This window comes from Ruegeria sp. BF10 (assembly GCF_056538725.1).
The window spans coordinates 430,387-451,913 of sequence record NZ_JBQFTR010000001.1 but is presented as its reverse complement, the minus strand read 5'-3'; the positions used below and the strand labels follow the sequence as shown (position 1 = coordinate 451,913).

Sequence of the window (21,527 nt, the reverse complement as noted above, 5' to 3'; positions counted from 1 at the left end):
GAACGGGCTTTGCCCGGGCCTGCCGGGCCCAACCGGAGGAGTCATTCCGTCAGGAATGATGACGACGTGCGGGAGAGCCCGCGTGGTGGGCTCAGACGTCGAGCGATCGCGCGATCAGCTCTTTCATGACCTCGTTGGTGCCGCCATAGATCATCTGCACCCTGGCATCCGCATAAAGACGCGCAATCGGGTATTCCATCATGAACCCGTAGCCGCCGAACAGTTGCAGGCATTCATGCATGATCTCATTCTGCACCTCGGATCCCCAGTATTTGGCCATCGAGGCCGTGGCCGCGTCCAGTTCGCCTGCTTCCAGCTTCCCGATACAATCATTGATGAAGCTGCGCAGAACCTCGGCCTTGGTCTTGCATTCCGCCAGTTTGAACCGGGTATTCTGAAAATCCATCACCCGCTGCCCAAAGGCTTTGCGTTCCTGCACGTATTTCACTGTTTCGGCGATGGCGAAATCGATCGCGCCCAGCGCCATGATCGCGATATTCAGCCGTTCCCACGGCAGCTGTTTCATCAGTTGATAGAAACCCTGCCCTTCCTCGGGGCCCAACAGGTTTGTCATCGGCACTTTGACATCTTCGAAAAACAACTCGGCAGTGTCATTGCCCTTCATGCCCAGTTTCTTGAGGTTCCGCCCCCGGCGAAAACCTTCACACCCGTCGGTTTCCACCACGATCAACGAAACGCCGCGTGCGCCGGCGGACTTGTCGGTCTTGGCGGCCACGATGATCAGATCCGCAGTCTGTCCGTTTGTGATGAAGATTTTGGACCCGTTTAACCGGTAGGAGTTGCCGTCCTTCTCGGCAGTCGTCCGCACCGCCTGCACGTCCGAACCGGTACTGGGTTCGGTCATTGCCAGCGCGCCGACCAATTCACCCGACGCCAGTTTGGGCAACCACTTCCGCTTCTGATCTTCGTTGCCATAAGCGGTGAGATAGTGGGTCACGATCGACTGGATGCCATAGCCCCAACCCGCATCACCCCGCGCGCCCTGTTCATAGGCCGTGATGGCGTCAAAGCCCATGCCGCCGCCGACACCGCCATATTCTTCGGGAATCGCACCCGCCATCAGCCCGGTTTCGCCGGCCTTGCGCCAGAAATCGCGATCCACAACGCCGTTTTCAACCCAGGTTTCGATATTGGGCGACAATTCGTCATCCATGAACCGACCCGCCATATCCGCGAACATGCGGTGTTCATCAGTGACCCATGCCGCAGTCGAAGTGAAAAGTGACATTGAACGCCCTCCAATCGGTCTTTCCGGAAAGGCTAGCGCCGTGTTCGATTCACGCCAATCCTTGTGACGCGGCGTCCCTTTGAGGAACAACGCAACGTTCCTCAGCCTGCAATGTCAGAGAAACCCTTTTGACCGGCGGGGTTAAGCCAGTGCTTTGGCCAACAGGTGCTTGGCCGCATCCTTGGCGTCTTCCGCCGGATCGCAGTTCTTGAGCAGGACCGCGGATACGATGGCTCCTTCTTGCAACAACACGATCTGACTCGCGAGCTTCCGAGGATCATGCGCGCCGGCCTGCTGGGCTATGGCCGTGAAGTGTTCCAGCAAAAGCTGTTTGTGTTCGGCGGCCTGTACATGGATCGGGTGATCCTTGTCCTGATACTCGGCCCCGGCCTTGATGAACATGCAGCCCCGGAACCCGTCCTCTTCGAACCACTCTTTCAGGGCATCGAAGCTGACGAGGATCTGCTCGGCCGGTGTTTCCGTCATCTCGTCGATGCGTTGAAAGAACCAGTTGCGAAAGTTCTCATCCCGCAGGCGCAGCGCGGCGACAATCAGGTCTTCCTTGGTGCGGAAATGCTTGTACATCGACGTCTTGGACACGCCCGTTTCCACAACCAGCTTGTCCATGCCGGTTGCGTGAAACCCGTCGCGGTAAAAGACCTTCAGGGCCTTGCTGACCAACTCATCCCGTTTGTTTGGGCGCATGATTCGGCTCCATGGTGTACCGTTCTGTACATATTACCATGGAGCGTGAAGTACAATGACCCCAGGCCAAAGCATTGTTTTGGAATGGTTTTGCCAGACGCCCAGTCTCATCGTGAAATTTCTACTTGCAAAGGCTTACAGATCAGTACACCTTATTCGTAAGTTAACCGATCTGTACACCATGGGATTTGACCGATGAAACGTCGCGCCAGCATTTTTCCACCTCAGTACGTCCCCTTCCTTCTGACCATGGCTATTCTTGCCGCCTCACTCACCTGAAAGCCTTTGCAAAATGTCCAGACCCCCTCTGCCCCCGTTCACCGCCGAAACCGCCACTCAAAAAGTGCGCATGGCGGAAAATGCCTGGAACAGTCGTGACGCCGACCGCGTGACGCCTGCCTACACCGACGACAGTCAATGGCGAAATCGGGCTGAATTCCTGTCCGGCCATACCGACATCCACGCCTTTCTGACCCGCAAATGGCGGAAAGAGCTGGAGTACCGCCTGATCAAGGAACTGTGGGCCTTTGCCGGAAATCGCATCGCCGTGCGCTATGCCTATGAATGGCGCGACGACAGCGGTCAGTGGTTCAGATCCTATGGCAATGAGAATTGGCAATTCGCCGATGACGGGCGCATGTCACATCGCCATGCCTCGCTCAACGATCTTCCCATTGCCGAAGGCGACCGGCTGCTCCATTGGCCCCTGGGCGAACGCCCTGAAAACCACCCCGGATTGACCGAACTGGGTCTTTGAAAGGACAATCATGCCCCGCGCTTTTGCCGAACTGACCTTCACTCCCGCTGTCCGCGCCCATCAGGAGAGGATGGGATCGGCCAGAACCTATACCAAGTTCATTGAAGGTGGTCCCCAGCAAGGCCATCTGATCGGAGACCCCGAGAAAGAGTTCATTCAGGCACGGGACGGGTTCTATCAATCCACCGTGTCCGAGACCGGCTGGCCCTATGTGCAGTATCGGGGCGGGCCGAAAGGGTTTCTGAAAGTGCTGGGGCCCCAGACCATCGGATATGCGGATTTTTCGGGCAACAAACAGTATATCTCGCGCGGGAATCTGGACGGCAACGATCGCATCGCGATGATCCTGATGGATTACGCCAACCGACGCCGTCTCAAGATCCTTGGGCGCGTCGCATTCACGGAAGGCGAAGCAGCGGCCGCCACCCTTTACCCGGAAGAGGCCGAGGCACCGGCCGAACGGGCCGTGATCATCCGCGTCGAGGCGCTGGACTGGAACTGCCCAAGCCATATCACACCGCGCTTCACCGAAGCAGAGTTGCGTCCTCATCTGAACAGGCTGGGGCAGCAGTTGGCAGAGTTGCAGGCGGAAAACCAAAGATTGAAACAACAATTGGCAAAGTCAGGTTGACGTTTCAGCCCTCACAGAATTTTCGGATATCAAGAGAAGGGAGTGTCGCAATGGTTCGCTCGGTCTTTCACCTCTCGGCGGCTTGCCTTGCCGGTACTGCCCTGATCATACTGATCATCATGTTCGGTTTTTTTGCCTCGCCCAGTGCCGTGCGAACGTCACCGCCATCGGTATTCAGCAAGATTTTGTTCGAACATTTGCAGCAAGAGTGATGCCCGGGCGGCATTGCGACAGGTGCCCGGCAAGCGCGCAAATCTTTTCAAGCCAAAGCCATCAATTCGGCCCCACGGCGCGCATACGCTGAAAGACTGAACATCCTCGCCCAGACGCGACCCGGTTCCAGGTCTGCTCTCACCACACGAATGGTGAGAGCACGAAAAGCCAAGTCAGGCCGTGCTGCGCTTTTTCCGGCGGCCCATTGCGAACAAGCCACTGATGCCGCCAAGAAGCAGCCAGCCAGCGGCGGGCAATGGCACAGGGGCAATCGTGTATTGCCCGTAAAGGGTCGCGACGTTTTGCATGTTTTCCGTTGTGCTGAAGCCGTTTGAAATGGTGCCGCCACCGTTCTGCGAGAAACCGAGGACCGAGAACACGTAATTCTGCCCACCAAAGCTGAAGTTCTGTGAGCCCAGAGTATTGGTAATGGTCACGATGTCATCGCAAGGGGTGGAATCCGCCGGACAGTTGCTTGGACGATTCAATGTCTCGTTATGCGTCAGCGCAAACGACGAAGACACCAGTGGGCCACCGCTGATCAGTATGTCGACAAGAAGGTCGACCGAGCTCAGCGTTGTTCCCGTGATCGGGAAATTCAGATGCGAGAACTGTCCCAGAGCAAATGCCGTATCAGGCAACAGACCTGAAATCGGCGTGCCAGTCGGCGTGAAATCGTAGCCACTTGAGCTGCTGCCATTTCCCCACCGAAGAGAGATCGTTGAACCAGAGGTGCTTTCAGTAACGCCGGGCGTTGGATTTACGTTTTGCCAAGAGGGCGAGATGCTGGAAATGGTCAGCGCCGACGCACCGCTTGCAGCCATCACGCCTGCAACAGCGACAGCAGCTATGTTTCGTATGAATGTCATGTGCCCACCTTACGAACTAATACTCGTTACAAACCACTCTGAAAAAGAGTAGCACAACAGAAACATATTTACAGCTCACGCGCCACATTGACGCCACGTTTTCACCTCAATCAAGGCGAATGACGCCTCAAACAGCGCCAAAGAAGACACAATCGTTCTACCTGCGCTAATTGTCCGGTTTTTGGAAACAGGTATGTAGATACAGGGCACCACCTCAACGATTGAACGCACAACCGGCGTCGCGTGAGGGTTCATTCACGACCGGATCGTACCATTGCTTCGATACCGGCGGCGCAAAAATCCACCAGACGTTCCATGCCGGACACGTCACCGCCCTGCGACAGGGCTTTGACCCGCCATCCACTGTTGAGATGGGCCAGCATCGCCGAGACCGAATAAACCTGACCACTTGCCAAAACGGCTGGATCGACATCCGGGTAAAGCGTGGCGATCTCGGTGATGAACAACTGGGCGGTGGGGTCGAAACACTCTGCGGCGATATCGCGCCACCTGGGGTCAACCGATACGTGGGCCACCAACCGCCCATATGCCATCCATCCGGGCCCACCCGTTTCAGCCAGGTCCACATAGGGTCGGATAAAGCTGTCCAGAATGCTGTGAAGCGTCAGCGGAGCAACAGCCCTGGCCCTGTTCAATGCGTCGATCCGAAGCTGCGCCAGCGCGTCCGCGCGCCGCGCGACCGTTCGGTAAAACAACTCCTCCTTGCCACCACCATGATGGTGCACAAGACCAATCTGAACCCCCGCCAGTGCCGCGATGTCCCGGATCGACGCACCTTCGAATCCCCGTTCAGCAAAGACGGTTTCTGCCGCATCCATGATCCGCGCCTTGGTTTCAAGCGATCGCTTGGACGGTGCTCTTTGCCTTGGTTTTTCGATGTTTTTTGGACTCATGAATTTCATCTTGCCTTATTTTGGTCGTTCGTTCAAGTTAAGCATCGCGAACTTCGGGAGGGTTCATGACACAGACGCGCAACGCATTCGCCCTGATCGGGGCGGGGCCGATGGGTTTGGCCGCAGCCAAGGTGCTGAAGGAACAGGGCATCGCCTTTCAGGGGTTCGAATTGCATTCGGATGTGGGCGGTCTGTGGGATATCGATGCCCCCAGATCAACCATGTATGAATCGGCGCATCTGATCTCTTCCAAACGCATGACCGAGTTCGAGGATTTCCCGATGGACGAGGCGGTGGCCGAGTACCCCTCGCATCGGGCGATGCGCGACTATTTCCGGGCCTTTGCCGATCGTTTCGGCCTGCGTGAGAGTTACAAGTTCAATGCAGAAGTCACCCGGATCACTCCGCTGGGCAAATCCGGCGACGGTTGGCGTGTTGCATGGCGGGACGCCGAAGGTGAGCATCAGGCTGAATTCGCAGGGGTTCTGATTGCAAACGGCACCCTGTCGGAACCGAATATGCCCAGCTTTCCCGGCACGTTTGACGGCGAGTTGATCCATGCTTCGCAATACCGGTATCCCAGCCAGTTCGACGGCAAGCGCGTGTTGGTCGTGGGCGCGGGCAATTCCGGCTGTGACATTGCGGTTGACGCAATCCATCACGCAGAACGCTGCGATCTGTCCATGCGCCGCGGCTATTACTTCGTGCCCAAATACGTCTTCGGCAAACCGGCCGACACGATGGGCGGCAAGATCCGCCTGCCCATGTGGCTGAAGCGCAAGGTGGACAGCCTGATCCTCAGCTGGTTTGTCGGTGATCCGCAGAAATACGGCTTTCCCAAGCCCGATTACCAGCTTTACGAAAGCCATCCGGTGGTGAATTCGCTGGTCCTGTATCACGCGGGCCATGGCGATCTGCGCATTCGTCCCGATATCGACCGGCTGGAGGGTCACACTGTTCGTTTCAAGGATGGCTCCAGCGAAGACTACGACATGATCCTCGCGGCAACCGGATACAAGCTGCACTATCCGTTCATCGACCGGGGCTTGCTGAACTGGCGGGGCGATGCCCCCCATCTGTACCTGAACGCGCTGCACCCCGAACGGGACGATCTTTTTGTGCTGGGCATGGTCGAGGCCACGGGTCTGGGCTGGCAAGGCAGGCACGAGCAGGCCGAAATGGTGGCGCGCTATATCAAAGGTCTTCAGAAGGGTTGCCCGGTGGCGGCCGATCTGAAAACCGAAAAGCAAAAAAACTATACGCGCGCCACCGGAGGCATGAGCTATATCGATCTGCCGCGAATGGCTTACTACGTGGACAAGGCCACTTACAGAAAGGCTGTCACCGGGTGGATCGAACGGCTGCGGAAAGCCGCCGTATGAGTGGTATCGACGAAATCACGCTGAATTTCAGCCCGGCCTCTCTGACGCTGTTGAACGCGATATTGGCGATCGTGATGTTCTCGATTGCGATCGATCTGGCACCAAGGGATTTTGATCGTCTCAGGCGCGCGCCCAAGCCGGTACTTGTCGGGCTGGTATCCCAATTCATCGTTTTGCCCGCTCTGACCTTTGCTTTGGTGTGGATGACGGAGCCGCGCCCGTCGATCGCGCTTGGGCTGATCCTTGTCGCCGCCTGTCCGGGGGGCAATATTTCGAACTTCATTACCCACCGCGCCGGTGGCAATGCGGCGCTGTCAGTGTCGATGACCGCCTTTGCCACCATCGGCGCGATTTTCATGACGCCCTTCAACATTGCGCTTTGGGGCGGGCTGTATCCTCCGACACGCGCGATTCTGCAACAGACACAGATTGACCCGGTGCAAATCGCAATCCTTGTCGGGCTGATGCTGATCTTGCCTCTGGTCCTGGGCATTGCTCTGAACCAGCGCCGCCCGGCCCTGACCGCACGGTTGCGTGCGCCGCTGCAATACCTGTCGATGGGTATCTTTGCGGCCTTCATCGCACTTGCCCTGGCCGCAAACTGGGGGTTCTTCCTCAGTTTTGCCGGGGCTGTTGCCGGGCTTGTGGTCCTTCACAACGCCCTGGCACTGGGGGGCGGTTGGGTTGTGGCCACTCTGACCCGGCTGTCCCCCTTCGATCGCCGCGCCATCACCATCGAAACCGGCATTCAGAATTCCGGCCTTGGGCTGGTGCTGATCTTTGCCTTCTTCCACGGGCTGGGCGGCATGGCTGTCGTGGCCGCGTTCTGGGGAATCTGGCACGCGATCTCGGGGATTGCTCTGGCGTCGGTCATGGCCCGAACCGAGGCCGCGCGATGACCCGTATCCTGATCACAGGTGCCGCCGGGTTGGTCGGGCAGGCGCTGTTGCCCGAATTTCAGGGGCACGAGGTTTTTGCCACGGATATCAAACACCCCGACAGCATGCCGGAAAACGTCCACTATCTGCCCATGGATGTGACAACCGACGCCCCCGCGCGCGTGATCTGCAACGTAAAGCCTGAAGTCATTGTGCATCTGGCCTCCATCGTGACGCCTCCGCCCAAAATGGAGCGGGCGGCGGCATATGCCGTTGATGTCGAGGGCACCCGCAAGGTGGTGAACGCAGCCCTTGCCAACGGGGTGCGCCGGTTGGTCGTCACATCCTCGGGTGCGGCCTACGGCTATCACGCGGACAACCCCGTGCCCCTGCGCGAGGATGATCCGCTGCGCGGCAACCCCGAGTTCCCGTATTCCGATCACAAAAGGCAGGTCGAAGAGATGCTGGCCGAGGTTCGCAGAGCCGCCCCCGATCTGGAACAGGTCGTGCTGCGCGTGGGTACGGTTCTGGGGGCCCGGTCCGAAAACCAGATCACCGCCCTGTTTCACAAACCCCGCCTGCTGGCCGTGGTCGGCAGCGAAAGCCCGTTTGTGTTCATTTGGACGCATGATCTGGCACGCATCCTTCAGCGCGCGGCAACCGACGGGCCGGTTGGCGTTTACAATGTCGCCGGGGACGGCGCGATGGGTGTGACCGATCTGGCCCGCGCCATGAGGAAACCGGTTCTGCGCCTGCCCGCTTGGGCGCTGAAATCGGCTTTGGCCGCTGCGCGTCCGCTGGGTCTGTCCCGTTATGGGCCGGAACAGGTGCGATTTCTGCAATATCGACCGGTTCTGGACAACACTGCCCTGAAATCCGACTTCGGTTACACACCCGAAAAAACCAGCGCCCAGGTATTCGCGCTCTGGCAAAAGCAGGCGGGGCTATGAAGACGGCTGTCATATCAGGCGGGGCGGGCGGTTTGGGGCAGGCCCTCAGCCGGGCTCTGCAAAGTCGCGGGTGGCGGGTGGTGCTGCTGGATCTCGATGTTTCAGGTCTGGACGCCGGGTCGAACCAGCTTCCAATAGCGTGTGATCTGACGGACCCCGCGCAGCTTGCCAGCGCGTGCCAAAGGGCGATCACGACCTGCGACAGTATAGATCTGGTCATCTACAACGCCGGTGTCACGCAAATCCGGGGCTTTGAAAAGTCAGACGCGGCCAGTCACCGAACACTGTTTGACATCAACTATTTTGCGGCCGTTGAAATGGCCCGCGCGTTTTTGCACCCGGTTCGGGCGTCAAAGGGGACACATCTGGCCATCTCATCGGTGGCCGGGTTTGCTCCGCTTTACCATCGGACGGCCTATGCTGCCTCGAAACACGCGTTGGAAGGGTTCTTCAAATCGCTGCGCTCGGAAGAAGCCCCTCATGGCGTTCAGGTCCAGATCGCTGCGCCGTCCTTTGTGGCAACCAACCCCGGCAATGCGCAAGAGCAAGCGGATGGCACAGCCCGGCCCGGATCGGCGAAGGACGGGATGGACGAGATGAGCCCCGAGGCCGCCGCTGAAACGATCCTGCGCGGGCTGGAAAAATCGCTGCCCATGATCCCGGTTGGCCGCGTGGCGCGCCTGTCCTGGTGGCTCAACCGCCTTTCGCCACGCCTGTATCAGCGCATGATGGAGCGCAACATGCGCGGCGCGGGGCACTAAAAAACTGCCCCAGGCCCTTGACCTTCCCGTCACTGGAACCCCCATCTGGTGAGCAAGGAAATTTCAGGGGCGAGTCGCATGGCGCAAAAAGCACTGACAGAGCTGAAAATCACGGGCATGGGATGCGCATCCTGTGTGGGCCGCGTTGAAGAGGCGCTGCGTGATGTGCCCGGGGTTGAAACGGCCTCGGTCAACTTTGCAACCAAGTCCGCACAGGTGGCTTTTGACGGGCCGGTTTCGGCGCTGACCAAAGCATTGGACGCGGCAGGGTATCCGGCCGAGACCAGCCGGGTGGATCTGAGCATTGAAGGCATGAACTGCGCCTCGTGCGTGGCCAAGATCGAGCGCGCGCTGACGGCCAGCCCCGGTGTGATCGAAGCACAGGTCAATCTGGCGACTCAAACTGCCGCGGTGACTTACGCTGCCGGGGCAACAACGCCAGAGGCACTGGCACAGGTGGTCACCGGCACCGGATACCCGGCGCGGCTACAAGGCGCTTCGAAACCTGAAAACCGCGAAGATGCCGAAATTCAAAGGTTGACCCGGACCACTATATTGGCCGCCGTACTCGCCTTGCCTGTGTTCGTTCTTGAGATGGGCGGGCACATGATTCCCGCTTTCCATCACTGGGTTCACGCCACCTTCGGCGCGCAGAACAGCCAGTTGATTCAGTTCGCTCTGACATCGGCCCTGCTGCTGGGGCCCGGTCGCGTGTTCTATCGCAAGGGCATCCCGTCGTTGCTGCGGGGCACGCCGGATATGAACGCGCTGGTCGCGCTGGGAACCGGGGCGGCCTATCTGTATTCGGTTGTGGCCACATTCGCCCCCGGTGCATTGCCGATCGGAACTGCCAACGTCTACTACGAGGCGGCGGCCGTGATTGTCGTTCTGATCCTTCTGGGCCGGCTGATGGAGGCGCGCGCCAAGGGCAAAACCGGGGCCGCGATCCGTAAACTGGCGGGCCTTCAGCCCAAAAGCGCGCGGATCGAAGTCGATGGCCGGATGGAAGACCGTCCTATCGCCGAGATTGCGGTGGGCGACATCCTGCACATCCGCCCGGGCGAACGTGTACCGGTGGATGCCGAAGTGCTCGAGGGCACCTCGTACGTGGATGAAAGCATGATCACGGGCGAACCGATACCGGTCGGCAAATCAGCCGGTGCAGCGGTTGTCGGGGGAACCGTGAATGGCACCGGCGCCTTGCGGGTTCGTGCGACGCGCGTCGGGGGTGACACCATGCTGGCGCAGGTCATCCGCATGGTACAGCAGGCGCAGGGGGCAAAGCTGCCGATCCAGGGCCTGGTCGATCGGATTACATATCGCTTTGTCCCGGCGGTCATCCTGGTCGCCATGATCACCGTCGCAGCCTGGCTGATTTTCGGCCCAAGACCGGCCCTGCCGCTGGCGCTTGTCGCTGGTGTTTCGGTGCTGATCATAGCCTGCCCTTGTGCCATGGGGCTGGCCACGCCGACCTCGATCATGGTCGGCACCGGGCGAGCGGCCGAACTGGGGGTTCTGTTCCGCAAGGGCGATGCCCTGCAACAGCTTCAGCAGGCACGCGTCATCGCGCTGGACAAGACCGGGACCCTGACTCTGGGCCGTCCGGAACTGGTCAGTGTTTTGACGGCGAACGGATTTGACAGGGATGAGGTTGTGCGGCTGGCCGCCGCCTTCGAGGCGCGGTCGGAACACCCGATAGCTTCGGCGATCACCCGGGCCGGGCCTGCGACGCTGCCAGAGGCGACGGACGTCCTGTCGATTACCGGGCTTGGCATGCAGGGGCTGGTTGAAGGCCGGAACGTGTTGATCGGGTCGCACCGGCTTATGCAACAACGCGGGATCGACCTTGGACCCCTGGCAAGCGAGGCAGAGGCCCGCGCCGCCGAAGGGGCAACACCATTGTTCGTCGCATTGGATGGACAGGCCGCAGCCACGTTGTCGGTGTCCGACCCGGTCAAACCCGGCACCGAAGAAGCGCTGGAGCGGCTCCACCAAATGGGTCTGACCGTGGCCATGGTCACCGGAGACAACGCGCGCACCGCGCAGGCCTTGGCTGATCGGCTGGGGATCGATCACGTCACCGCCGAAGTGCTGCCCGACGGCAAGGTGGATGCGGTCACCGCCTTGCGGGACCAGTTCGGAACGCTGGCTTTCGTCGGCGACGGCATAAACGACGCCCCGGCGCTGGCAACGGCTGATATCGGCATCGCCATCGGGACGGGCACGGATGTAGCCATAGAAACGGCCGATGTCGTCCTGATGTCCGGTGATCTGCGCGGGGTTGCAAATGCGACCGAGATCAGCCGCCGGACAATGCGGAACATTCGCCAGAACCTGGGATGGGCGTTTGGTTACAACGTCCTGCTGATCCCCGTCGCTGCTGGCGCCCTCTACCCGTTCGGCGGCCATCTGTTGTCTCCGGCACTGGCGGCTGGCGCGATGGCGCTGTCCAGTGTCTTTGTCGTCTCGAACGCGCTGCGCCTGCGTCGCGTCCGAGCCAGCGTACCGGAAACCCCGATCCCGCCCGCCAAGGAGGTGCATGCATGAATATCGGAGATGTGTCCGCCCGCACCGGCCTGCCTGCCAAGACAATCCGGTATTATGAAGATATCAACCTCATCAAACCGCTGCGCGATGACAACGGCTATCGCCGGTTTCGCGATCAGGACGTGCACAAGCTGAACTTTCTGGGCCGCGCCCGGGCGCTTGGGTTCACCATCGAGGATTGCCGGACATTGCTGGCGCTTTACGAGGATGAAACCCGCGCCAGCGCAGATGTGAAACAGGTCGCGCGGGATCATCTGGCGCAGATCGAAGCCAAGATCGCCGACCTGAACGCGATGCGCGAGACGCTGAGCCACCTGATCGACGCCTGCGCCGGGGATGACCGGCCTGATTGCCCGATCCTGCGGGATCTGGGCGGGAAAGGCTGACTTGGGGTTGCCCTTTGGGCGCAGCTTTGCTTTGTCTTCGCCAAACATTTCGGCCAGGCATCCACCGCTGAAGCCGACCGAACAGCGGAGAGGATCACAAAATGGCAAAAGTCGCGTTCCTTGGTCTGGGCGTCATGGGCTATCCCATGGCTGGGCATCTTCAGGCCGCGGGTCATGACGTCACCGTCTACAACCGCACGGCCGCCAAGGCCGAAGCCTGGGTAAAGCAGCATGGCGGGTCGATGGCGGCCACCCCGAAAGACGCGGCTGAAGGTGCCGAGTTCGTGATGGCCTGCGTCGGCAATGACGACGATCTGCGCATGGTTTGCACCGGCGGCGACGGCGCATTTCACGGCATGTCCAGCGGGGCTGTTTTCGTCGACCACACGACGGTGTCAGCAAAGGTCACGCGGGAATTGTACGCTGCCGGCCAATCACGGGGTATAGCCTTTGTGGACGCGCCGATCTCGGGCGGTCAGGCAGGCGCTGAAAACGGTGTTCTGTCAATCATGTGCGGCGGAGATCAGGCGGCCTATGATGCGGCTGAACCGGTGATGCAGGTCTATGCAAAGATCTGCCGCCGGATCGGGGACAGCGGCGCGGGCCAGATGACCAAGATGTGCAACCAGATCGCCATCGCTGGGTTGGTTCAGGGTCTCAGCGAAGCGTTGCACTTTGCCGAAAAGGCAGGGCTGGACGGACGCGCGGTGGTCGAGGTGATCAGCCAGGGAGCGGCGGGGAGCTGGCAGATGGCAAACCGGTATGAGACCATGCTGGATGATCAGTTTGAACATGGCTTTGCCGTCGACTGGATGCGCAAGGATCTGGGTATCTGTCTGGATACCGCCGATGAAACCGGCGCGTCCCTGCCCGTCACCGCTCTGGTCGATCAGTTTTACAAGGATGTACAGAAACTGGGTGGTGGCCGCTGGGACACCTCGTCGTTGATCAAGCGCCTGCGGGCCATGGGGTAAGGCGGGGGGCTGTCTGCCCCCCATCGCGCCAAGGCGCGATTCCCCCCGAGGATATTTTGGCCAGATGAAGAGGGCTCCGGCGCGATCGGGGCGGAGACGGGATGGACGATTTGAATGCTTTTTGGACGGCCGCGCTGCGGCAGCTCTGGGGGCTGGACGCCCGTTTGACGCGGTTGGATGGTGAATATGACCTGAACTTTCTGGTGCAGGCCACCAATGGTCAGGATTATGTGCTGAAAGCCATGCGGGCCGGATGCGATGCCGATCTGGTTGATCTTCAGATCAAGGCGCTGGCGCATATCTCTTCAGAGGCACCGGGGTTGCCGTTTCCCAAGGTGTTCCCCGATTTGGCCGGCGCAACGCTGCCCGAGATCGCCGATTCTGAAGGGCAGCGCAGGCTGGTTTGGCTGTTGGAGTGCCTTCCGGGGCAATGTTACGCGAAGGCCGCCCCAAAATCCGAAGAGCTGATCCTGAAACTGGGGCGCGTATTGGGGGCGACCGACCGGGCCCTGGAAGGGTTTGAGCATGCGGGACTGCACCGGGCCGGTTTCAAATGGGATCTGATGCAGGCGGGCTGGATTGCTGACAAGTTAAACGCGATCCCTGACCCCGCGCGACGGGCACTGCTGACGGAAATCTGTGAGGGGTTCGCTGCAATCGCGGATGTCCTTGCGGACCTGCCGAAACAGGCCATCCACAATGACGCCAATGACTACAACATTCTGGTCGAAGGGGAACTGAGCGAGCGGCGGCGTATCTCGGGCCTGATCGATCTGGGTGACATGTGCGCCGCGCCGCGCATCTGCGATCTGGCGATTGCCGGCGCGTATGTCGTGCTGGATCACCCCAAGCCGGAACGGGCACTGGCTGCTCTGGTAAAGGGCTATCACGCGGCCAACCGGCTGCGGGCGGATGAGGTTGACCTGATCTGGCCGTTGCTGAGGATGCGGCTTGCCGTGTCGGTCGTCAACTCGACCCTGATGGCGGCCGAGAACCCGGATGATCCCTATGTGACGATCTCTCAGGCGCCTGCCTGGCGGTTCCTTGAGAACACATCCGTCAATGGCGGGCTGATGTCGGCGCGGTTGCGGGCAGCTTGCGGCTTGCCGGTTGTCGATGGGGCTGAACACATCCACGCCTATCTTCAGGAACACCGTGGACATTTTGCCGACATGTTCGGCCAGGATCTGAGCGATGTGCCCATGGGCTCGCTTTCGGTCGAAAACTGCGTCTGGCCCCAAGACCCGTTCCACATGCCTTTGGCCGAGGCTGCGCGGGTTGGCGAGGAATATGGTGAGGGGTTGTGGCTGGGTTACTATAACGAGCCCCGCCTGATCTATGCCGAGCCGGGGTTCCGCAAGGGCCCCTGGAAAGCCTCGGACAGGCGGACGGTGCATTTGGCGGTGGATGTGTTTGCGCGTGCCGGGACGGTTCTGCATGCACCGATGAGCGGGCGGGTCGAAGTGGTCGAGAACCGCGACCAGCACCTTGATTACGGCGGCGTGATCATCCTGCATCACGAAACGCCCGAAGGCGACCCGTTCTATACGCTCTATGGCCATCTGGACCCGGAATGCTGCGACCGGCTGAAACCTGGGGACCCGGTGGCACAGGGGGCCGCGTTTGCCAGGTTGGGAGATGCCAGCCAGAATGGTGGATGGGCTCCGCATGTGCATTTCCAACTGGCGCTCACCACTGATGGCATGAAAGCGGACTGGCCCGGCGTCGGCGATCCGGACGAGATGGAGCTGTGGCACGCGGTCTGCCCGAACCCGGCGGCGTTGCTGAACCTGCCGGATGACAAGGTGTTCTATCACCCTACGGACAAAGCGGAAATCCTGAACAAACGGCGGGTGCATTTCGGGGGCAACCTGTCCCTGACCTATGACGATCCGGTCATGCTGGTGCGCGGCTGGAAGCATCACCTGTTCGACGAATGGGGACGCCCCTATCTGGACGCCTACAACAACGTCCCGCATGTGGGGCACGCGCATCCGCGCATTCGGGCCGTGGCTGCGGATCAGCTAAGGCGCATGAACTCGAACACCCGCTATCTGCATCCGGCACAGGTGGAATTTGCCGACAAGATTCTGTCGAAGCTGCCGGATCACCTACAGGTCTGCTTTTTCGTTAACTCGGGAACCGAGGCCAACGAACTGGCCCTGCGGCTGGCCCGCGCCCATACCGGCGCGAAGGGGATCGTGACGCCGGATCACGGCTATCACGGCAACACGAACGCTGCGGTGGCGATCTCGGCCTACAAGTTCAACAAACCGGGCGGCATCGGGAAAGCCAACTGGGTTGAACTGGTCGAGGTTGCCGATGACTATCGCGGGTCATTCAAGCGTGATGATGCGGACCGGGCGCAAAGATTTGCTGATCTTGTCGATCCGGCGATTGCGGCCCTTCGGGACCGGGGACAGGGCGTGGCCGGTTTCATCGCGGAAACCTTCCCGTCTGTCGGCGGACAGATCATTCCGCCCAAGGGCTATCTGCCTGCGGTTTACGAAAAAATCCGTGCTGCCGGCGGCGTTTGCATCGCCGATGAGGTGCAGACAGGTCTGGGACGACTGGGCGAATACTATTTTGGCTTCGAGCACCAGGGCGCGGTTCCGGATATCGTGGTGATGGGCAAGCCAATCGGCAACGGGCACCCACTGGGCGTGCTGGTGACGACCACAGAGATCGCGGACAGCTTCAACAACGGGATCGAGTTCTTTTCGACCTTTGGCGGCTCGACCCTGTCCTGCCGGATCGGCAAAGAGGTGCTGGATATCGTTGACGACGAAGGCTTGCAGGACAATGCCCGCCGGATGGGCGAGCGCCTGATGGCGGGGCTGCGCCAGATCGAAACCGACTTTGGTTGCGTTGGCGACGTGCGGGGTATGGGGCTGTTTCTCGGCGTGGAACTGATCAACCCCGACGGAAGCGAAGGCACCGAGATTTGCAGCTATGTCAAAAACCGGATGCGCGATCATCGCATCCTGATCGGCAGCGAGGGACCCAAGGACAACATCCTGAAGATCCGCCCGCCCCTGACCATCGAAGCCGAGGATGTTGACATGATCCTGTGGGCGCTGCGGGATGTGTTGTCCGAAGTGGGTGACTTCACCCCTGCCCTTGTGTGCGATCATGACCATCACCATGCCGGATGCGGGTGCTGCTGAACGAAAAAACCCCGGCGCATCGCCGAGGTTTGGCCGTTCAACACTCAGGGTCAGTGGAGCATGGCCGAGGGGGTCTGGTGGCCGGTGATCGGCATTTCGAAACCAGCCGTCATACGTCTGAGAGTCAGTCCCAGTTCTTCCGACAGGGATGCCAAGGCGGGGGCAAAATCCGGACGCACGATCAAGGACGCCAGCATCATCGCGTCTTCACGCGCCCCTTCGGACGCTGCCGCGATCATCTGGGCAAAGCAATTCTCATCCGCGCCAAGGCATGCACATCCAAGACCATGCCGGATCAAAGGACGGCGGCCATGGGTGGCGCATAGCGAACACAAGCGATCCAGGGTCAGCATTGCCGCACGCCCGCATTCCGCGCCCAGCGCGACTTGGAAATCGCTGGCAGCGTCGGCGCGCCCGCCCTCACCGTCGCTCCACATCCGCAGATACATCACGGCGCCCGCTTCGATGGGATCGAGATCGGCAAGGCGGCCCACTGCTGCGCCGCCGCGCTTGAAAGGCGCGCTCATTTCGTCAGGATCAGTTTGCCTGCGCGGGTGATGCGCAGGGTATAGAGCTGATCGCCCAGTTCTATGTGGGCCAGGTTTCCGCCCTTGGTCAGATCCTCGGCCTTGTGCGCGGGAAGCATCGAGACAGCGTAACCTTGGGTTGGGGTCGGGTTCTGTACGTTCATCGGGACATCTCCAGAGCGTTTCGGCATGGTGCCATATCTATCGCGTTTCAATTGATTTGGCTGACCCCGAAAGGGCTGGCTTTCTGTTCCTGCTGCTTAATCTGATTATTTTAGTAAGGATTGTCAAGCATCGTTTTGAAACAGGCGATTGCCCCCCGGAACAGGGCGGGTTAGGTCTTGGGTCGGGCGATGAAGGGCAAGCAAACATGACCGCAGCAGTTGTATTCGATCTGGACGGAACGCTGGTGGACAGCCTGGGCGATCTGGCGGCGGCGGCCAACCGCACGCTGAACGACGTTGGGCATGATCCTCTGCCGACGGACATCATCAAAGGATTCGTCGGCAACGGTTTGCCCAAACTGGTTGAACGCGTGATCCTGCATTGCGGCCTGCCGCTGGACCGCCATGCGGAACTGACGCAACTGACCCTGAAGCATTACAATGCCGCTGCAAGCGAAACGACTGTTCCTTACCCAGGCATCCCCGAAGCGCTGGTTGCCTTGCGACAGATGGGGTGCGCTTTGGGTGTCTGCACCAACAAACCAGAAGCGCCCGCACGGCATGTGCTTGAGGCGCTGAACCTGTCGCAATTCTTCGACGTTGTTATTGGTGGCGACAGCCTTTCGACGCGAAAACCGGACCCCAACCATCTGTTCGCAAGCTTCGATGCGCTTCAGGCTTCTGGCCCACGTTTGTTCGTCGGCGACAGCGAAGTTGACGCGGAAACGGCCGCTCGGGCGAAAATCCCGTTTTTGCTGTTTACCGAAGGGTATCGGAAGACGCCGGTCGCGGAGATTCCACACACCGTGGCCTATTGCGCATCGCAAGACTTGCCCGCGCTCGTCGCCGAGTTGATCAAAAGCTGACACCGCTCGGGAAGATCATCACACCCTTCGACATTGGCAACGATCCGCATTGCCACTGACCCCAAAAGTTAAGAGGGGCCGGCCGAGGGGGTGTGACCAGCCCCTCATCGGGGAAAGTTAATACCGTGTGTGTGTGTGGTAAGTACGGTAGGTCATGTTTACCCCTGTTTGTCGCGGCGCGAAATTGGGGGTTTCCCGTAGTTCTCCAAAAAACGTGAAAAATAAGGGAAAATTGGCGATTTCCCGGCTCTCTTCATCTGCAATTTTTCGCATGCAAAAACGGGCTTCTGGCCCGCAGTTTCGGAGGGTTGATCTGCACATCGATTGCAGATCAAGGGTAACCCTAGGAAAACCCGTCAGAAATCATGCAACCCCGAATTTACCTGAACAGAAAGGTGCTCAGCCAATGGACCGTCCGAACCCGCCGGTTCAGATCTTTAACGGCCTGACAAACACGTGTGTTTGACACTCAAAACCGAACGATCTGCACCAATCGCGGCTGAATTCCGCGCCTCAACGCGAAATTCCTTGCCGATTCCGACTGCGCTGTCCGAATCTTCCCTACGGCTGACAAGCGACGCCCATTCGGTTTTGGCCGCCTTCTGCGCGGCAGATGCTTGCGGGGGTGCGCTCAGGAAATCAGGCAATCGGGTACCAACACCCTTCTCATCAGAACCCGACGTATCTGTCGGCCGTTTTCACAGCACCCCGCCGCGCCGGAAAACCGGTTATTGGTAATTCTTAGCCTTGGACATTTTGCCGATACCCGGATTGAACGAGTTGGTCGGGTCACAGCATTTGTAATGTGCCGCCAGGTCGGGCTTGGCCTTGTAAAGGTGCCCCACGTTATGTTCAGCAGGGTATTCCGCGCCGCGTTCGTCAAACAGTTTCAACATTGCGGCCTTGAGCGCTTTTGGGTCGGCCCCTTTTTTGACTATGTAATCCTGATGCATCACGTGGCACATGAAGTGCCCGTAATAGAGTTTGTGAACCAACTGGTCTTCGATCTCAGGCGGCAGCTTCTCCAGCCAGTCCTGATCGTTGCGGCGCAGTGCGACGTCCAGTGCGATGATGTCTGCGACGTCGTCCGAATGGATCGCCATGTAACGCACCGCCGCGCCCGCCGCCGCAAAACGATGGAGGCCTGCAATCTTGGCCTCGCGCGGATCACATTCGAAAAATCCGCCATCGCGGTCCCTCAGAAATCGCGGCAGCCACTCGGCGGCCTCGGACACACCTTCATCCTTCATTTTCAGGATAAGGTGATGCTCGTACTTGTCGCGAAAATCCATCATCCGTTTAGGCAGGACACGTGGCCACAAAGCTATTGCTGCCTGCATGAAACGATCAGTGAAATTTCGCAAAAACGGAATGCGCCGCAGGCGGGCATCCACGGCGCCTTTCATCGCAAAGAACATCGGCAGACGGTCCGTGCCAAGCTTGTCGATCATCACGACCGTGTCCTTGCCATAGCGTGCTGCAATGTCGAACGCTTCGCGCTGCATGTATTCGGCCGAAACCGGCAGCGATTTGAACTCTGACAAAATGTGGCGCCGCAGGTCTGCCAGATCGTCGGGATTGTTGGTGCCCACATAGAACACCTTCTCGACTTCGTTCTTGGGAAAGGTGTCAAGGCGTACGGCAAAAACGGCCAGCTTCCCGGCCGAGCCCGAAGATTCGAAAAGCCTGGCCTTGTCCGCATTGAACCGCGCAGGCGTTTCCGCATTCACGTCCCGCACGATCTGTGCGTAGTCGCTGGCCGATGCGCGTTTGTTGGTTGCCCCGGGATTGCGTTCAAATTTCCCTGCATCGAGGTTGGCAAGGATCTCTTCCGGCGTGTTGCCCAGATCGATGCCGAGGTGGTTGACCAGTTCCAATTCACCCTGTTCGGTGATTTGCGCATAGACGGAAAGTTCCGTGTAAACCGGACCGCGCTCTACCAGAGAACCGCCGGAATTGTTGCATACCCCACCCACAATCGACGCGCCGATGCAGGACGAACCAATCACCGAATGCGGCTCGCGCCCCAAAGGGGCCAACAGTTTTTCCAGCGCAAAAAGCGTGGCGCCCGGAAAGCTGACGACCTGCTCTGCGTCGTTCAAGGGCACCAGAGTATCCATCCGGCGCGTGTTGATCAGAACCACGTCACGGTCATAGGTGCCGGACGGCGTAGACCCTTCGGTCAGGCCAGTATTAGCCGCTTGCATGATGACAATCTTGTCGGCTGCGACGCAGGCTTGCAGGATTTTCCATTGCTCCAGCAGGGTCCCCGGCTGAACGACGCACAGCGCCTCGCCCTCGCCCGAGCGGAAACCGCGCCGAAAACGCTCTGTCGCGCGCGCTCCGACCAGCACGTGACGCGCACCGACGATGGAGCGGAAATGTTTGATCAACGCGTCATTGGTCATATCGGCCCCTGTTTGGGTTAGGGATTACGGAAACGAATATTCTCGCGGCTGAGCTGGCCAACACTGGTGACACCCATCAGTTTCATGTCGCGCTCGATCTCGGCACGCATCAACCCAAGCGCCCGTTCGACACCCGCCTGCCCCGCGGCAGCCAAAGGATAAAGGTAGTGCCGCCCGACACCCACGGCTTTGGCCCCGATCGAAAGCGCCTTGAGCACATGGGTGCCACGCTGAATGCCGCTGTCCATCATCACGTCCAGCTTGTCGCCGACGGCATCGACAATCTCGGCCAGTTGGTCAAACGGTGTGCGCGAGCCATCCAGTTGGCGGCCACCGTGGTTCGACAGAATGATGCCGGTACACCCGATCTCTGCCGCGCGTTTCGCGTCACCGACGGTCATGATCCCCTTCAGGCAGAACTGACCATCCCAGTCGCGCACCATCTGCGCCACGTCATCCCAGTTCATCGACGGATCGAGCATATCGGTGAAATACCCGCCGATCGAGCTGGCCCCACCGCCCATATCCACATGTTCTTCCAGCTGAGGCAGCCGGAACTTTTCATGGGTGACATAGTTGATGCCCCACATCGGCTTGATCGCAAATTGGATCATGCCGCCCAGCGTCAACCGGAACGGGATCGAGAACCCCGTGCGCAGGTCACGCTCGCGGTTGCCACCGGTGATGCTGTCGACGGTCAGCATCATGACCTCGACACCCGCCTCTTTGGCGCGCTGCATCATCGCGGCATTCAATCCGCGATCCTTGTGGAAGTAGAATTGATAGACCTGTGGGTTCTTGTGTTTCTGGCGCAGTTCCTCCAGCGAGACAGTACCCAGAGAGGAAACTCCGAACATGGTGCCGTATTTCTCGGCCGCCGCTGCAACGGCGCGTTCACCCTGATGGTGGAACAGGCGCTGCAACGCGGTGGGCGAGCAATAGACCGGCATGTCCAGTTTCTGCCCCATCACCGTGACGGACATGTCCACGTCCGAAACCCCGCGCAGGACCGAAGGCAACAGATCGCATCGGTCGAACGCCTTGGTGTTTTCCCGATACGTCACCTCATCATCCGCGCCACCGTCGATATAGTTGAAGATCGGCCCCGGCAGCCGCTGCTTGGCCAGCCGCCGGAAGTCGTGGAAATTATGACATTGGCTCAGACGCATGGCGATAAGC

General features: G+C 59.8%; 20 protein-coding genes. 12 read left to right on the top strand and 8 right to left on the bottom strand.

What is annotated here, in order from left to right; all coding sequences use genetic code 11:
* Positions 1-91: 91 nt before the first annotated feature.
* Both ACR0DJ_RS02350 and ACR0DJ_RS02345 read right to left on the bottom strand, forming a co-directional pair.
* Entirely contained in the window at positions 92-1,249 is a 1,158-nt protein-coding gene (locus tag ACR0DJ_RS02350) for an acyl-CoA dehydrogenase family protein (RefSeq protein WP_480683738.1), read from the bottom strand.
* Between the two features lie 141 nt (positions 1,250-1,390).
* A complete protein-coding gene (locus ACR0DJ_RS02345; protein ID WP_480683737.1) occupies positions 1,391-1,954 on the bottom strand; it encodes a TetR/AcrR family transcriptional regulator in 564 nt (187 codons plus the stop codon).
* 292 nt (positions 1,955-2,246) lie between these two features.
* On the opposite strand from ACR0DJ_RS02345, the gene ACR0DJ_RS02340 reads away from it, so the two are divergent.
* Genes ACR0DJ_RS02340 through ACR0DJ_RS02330 form a run of 3 tightly spaced genes read left to right on the top strand, consistent with a single transcriptional unit; the run spans position 2,247 to position 3,554 of the window.
* Complete coding sequence (locus tag ACR0DJ_RS02340; RefSeq protein ID WP_480683736.1) at positions 2,247-2,711, top strand: nuclear transport factor 2 family protein; 465 nt, start codon at positions 2,247-2,249, stop codon at positions 2,709-2,711.
* 10 nt (positions 2,712-2,721) lie between these two features.
* A complete protein-coding gene (locus ACR0DJ_RS02335) occupies positions 2,722-3,342 on the top strand; it encodes a pyridoxamine 5'-phosphate oxidase family protein (RefSeq protein WP_171329351.1) in 621 nt (206 codons plus the stop codon).
* 50 nt (positions 3,343-3,392) lie between these two features.
* Positions 3,393-3,554: a hypothetical protein gene (locus ACR0DJ_RS02330; protein ID WP_171228943.1), complete on the top strand. Its 162-nt coding sequence runs from the start codon at positions 3,393-3,395 to the stop codon at positions 3,552-3,554.
* A 174-nt stretch (positions 3,555-3,728) separates the two neighbouring features.
* Here ACR0DJ_RS02330 and ACR0DJ_RS02325 read toward each other — a convergent pair whose 3' ends face one another.
* Both ACR0DJ_RS02325 and ACR0DJ_RS02320 read right to left on the bottom strand, forming a co-directional pair.
* Positions 3,729-4,424: a THxN family PEP-CTERM protein gene (locus ACR0DJ_RS02325; RefSeq protein WP_217355942.1), complete on the bottom strand. Its 696-nt coding sequence runs from the start codon at positions 4,422-4,424 to the stop codon at positions 3,729-3,731.
* Positions 4,425-4,675: 251 nt separating this feature from the next.
* Complete coding sequence (locus ACR0DJ_RS02320) at positions 4,676-5,338, bottom strand: TetR/AcrR family transcriptional regulator (RefSeq protein ID WP_480683734.1); 663 nt, start codon at positions 5,336-5,338, stop codon at positions 4,676-4,678.
* 65 nt (positions 5,339-5,403) lie between these two features.
* Between ACR0DJ_RS02320 and ACR0DJ_RS02315 the strand changes: the two genes are divergently transcribed.
* From ACR0DJ_RS02315 to ACR0DJ_RS02280, 8 genes are all read left to right on the top strand, one after another.
* The gene (locus ACR0DJ_RS02315) at positions 5,404-6,720 is read left to right on the top strand and encodes a flavin-containing monooxygenase (RefSeq protein WP_480683733.1); all 1,317 of its coding nucleotides are present in this window, start codon (positions 5,404-5,406) and stop codon (positions 6,718-6,720) included.
* A complete protein-coding gene (locus ACR0DJ_RS02310; RefSeq protein ID WP_425078797.1) occupies positions 6,717-7,619 on the top strand; it encodes a bile acid:sodium symporter family protein in 903 nt (300 codons plus the stop codon). Before ACR0DJ_RS02315 ends, ACR0DJ_RS02310 begins: the two co-directional genes overlap by 4 nt.
* The gene (locus ACR0DJ_RS02305) at positions 7,616-8,548 is read left to right on the top strand and encodes an SDR family oxidoreductase (protein WP_480683732.1); all 933 of its coding nucleotides are present in this window, start codon (positions 7,616-7,618) and stop codon (positions 8,546-8,548) included. The genes ACR0DJ_RS02310 and ACR0DJ_RS02305 overlap by 4 nt, the downstream gene beginning before the upstream one ends.
* Positions 8,545-9,309 (top strand): SDR family NAD(P)-dependent oxidoreductase, encoded by a 765-nt coding sequence (locus tag ACR0DJ_RS02300; RefSeq protein ID WP_480683731.1) that lies wholly within the window; start codon positions 8,545-8,547, stop codon positions 9,307-9,309. The genes ACR0DJ_RS02305 and ACR0DJ_RS02300 overlap by 4 nt, the downstream gene beginning before the upstream one ends.
* A 78-nt stretch (positions 9,310-9,387) precedes the next feature.
* Entirely contained in the window at positions 9,388-11,856 is a 2,469-nt protein-coding gene (locus ACR0DJ_RS02295; RefSeq protein ID WP_480683730.1) for a heavy metal translocating P-type ATPase, read from the top strand.
* Complete coding sequence (cueR, locus tag ACR0DJ_RS02290; RefSeq protein WP_170346124.1) at positions 11,853-12,242, top strand: Cu(I)-responsive transcriptional regulator; 390 nt, start codon at positions 11,853-11,855, stop codon at positions 12,240-12,242. The genes ACR0DJ_RS02295 and cueR overlap by 4 nt, the downstream gene beginning before the upstream one ends.
* 101 nt (positions 12,243-12,343) lie before the next feature.
* Positions 12,344-13,216 (top strand): NAD(P)-dependent oxidoreductase, encoded by an 873-nt coding sequence (locus tag ACR0DJ_RS02285; RefSeq protein ID WP_480683728.1) that lies wholly within the window; start codon positions 12,344-12,346, stop codon positions 13,214-13,216.
* A gap of 101 nt (positions 13,217-13,317) precedes the next feature.
* Positions 13,318-16,383 (top strand): aminotransferase class III-fold pyridoxal phosphate-dependent enzyme, encoded by a 3,066-nt coding sequence (locus ACR0DJ_RS02280; RefSeq protein ID WP_480683727.1) that lies wholly within the window; start codon positions 13,318-13,320, stop codon positions 16,381-16,383.
* Between the two features lie 50 nt (positions 16,384-16,433).
* Here the strand turns inward: ACR0DJ_RS02280 and ACR0DJ_RS02275 are convergent, their stop codons facing one another.
* On the bottom strand, positions 16,434-16,910 hold the full coding sequence (locus ACR0DJ_RS02275) for a hypothetical protein (RefSeq protein WP_480683726.1): 477 nt from the start codon (positions 16,908-16,910) through the stop codon (positions 16,434-16,436).
* On the bottom strand, positions 16,907-17,074 hold the full coding sequence (gene hemP / locus ACR0DJ_RS02270; protein ID WP_083445319.1) for a hemin uptake protein HemP: 168 nt from the start codon (positions 17,072-17,074) through the stop codon (positions 16,907-16,909). Before hemP ends, ACR0DJ_RS02275 begins: the two co-directional genes overlap by 4 nt.
* Before the next feature lie 206 nt (positions 17,075-17,280).
* Between hemP and gph the strand changes: the two genes are divergently transcribed.
* Positions 17,281-17,940, top strand: coding sequence for a phosphoglycolate phosphatase (gene gph, locus ACR0DJ_RS02265; RefSeq protein WP_425078802.1), 660 nt, complete (start codon positions 17,281-17,283; stop codon positions 17,938-17,940).
* Between the two features lie 728 nt (positions 17,941-18,668).
* Here gph and dld read toward each other — a convergent pair.
* A complete protein-coding gene (gene dld / locus ACR0DJ_RS02260) occupies positions 18,669-20,348 on the bottom strand; it encodes a D-lactate dehydrogenase (protein ID WP_480683725.1) in 1,680 nt (559 codons plus the stop codon).
* A 17-nt stretch (positions 20,349-20,365) separates the two neighbouring features.
* Positions 20,366-21,517: an alpha-hydroxy acid oxidase gene (locus ACR0DJ_RS02255; RefSeq protein WP_170346118.1), complete on the bottom strand. Its 1,152-nt coding sequence runs from the start codon at positions 21,515-21,517 to the stop codon at positions 20,366-20,368.
* Positions 21,518-21,527: the final 10 nt, after the last annotated feature.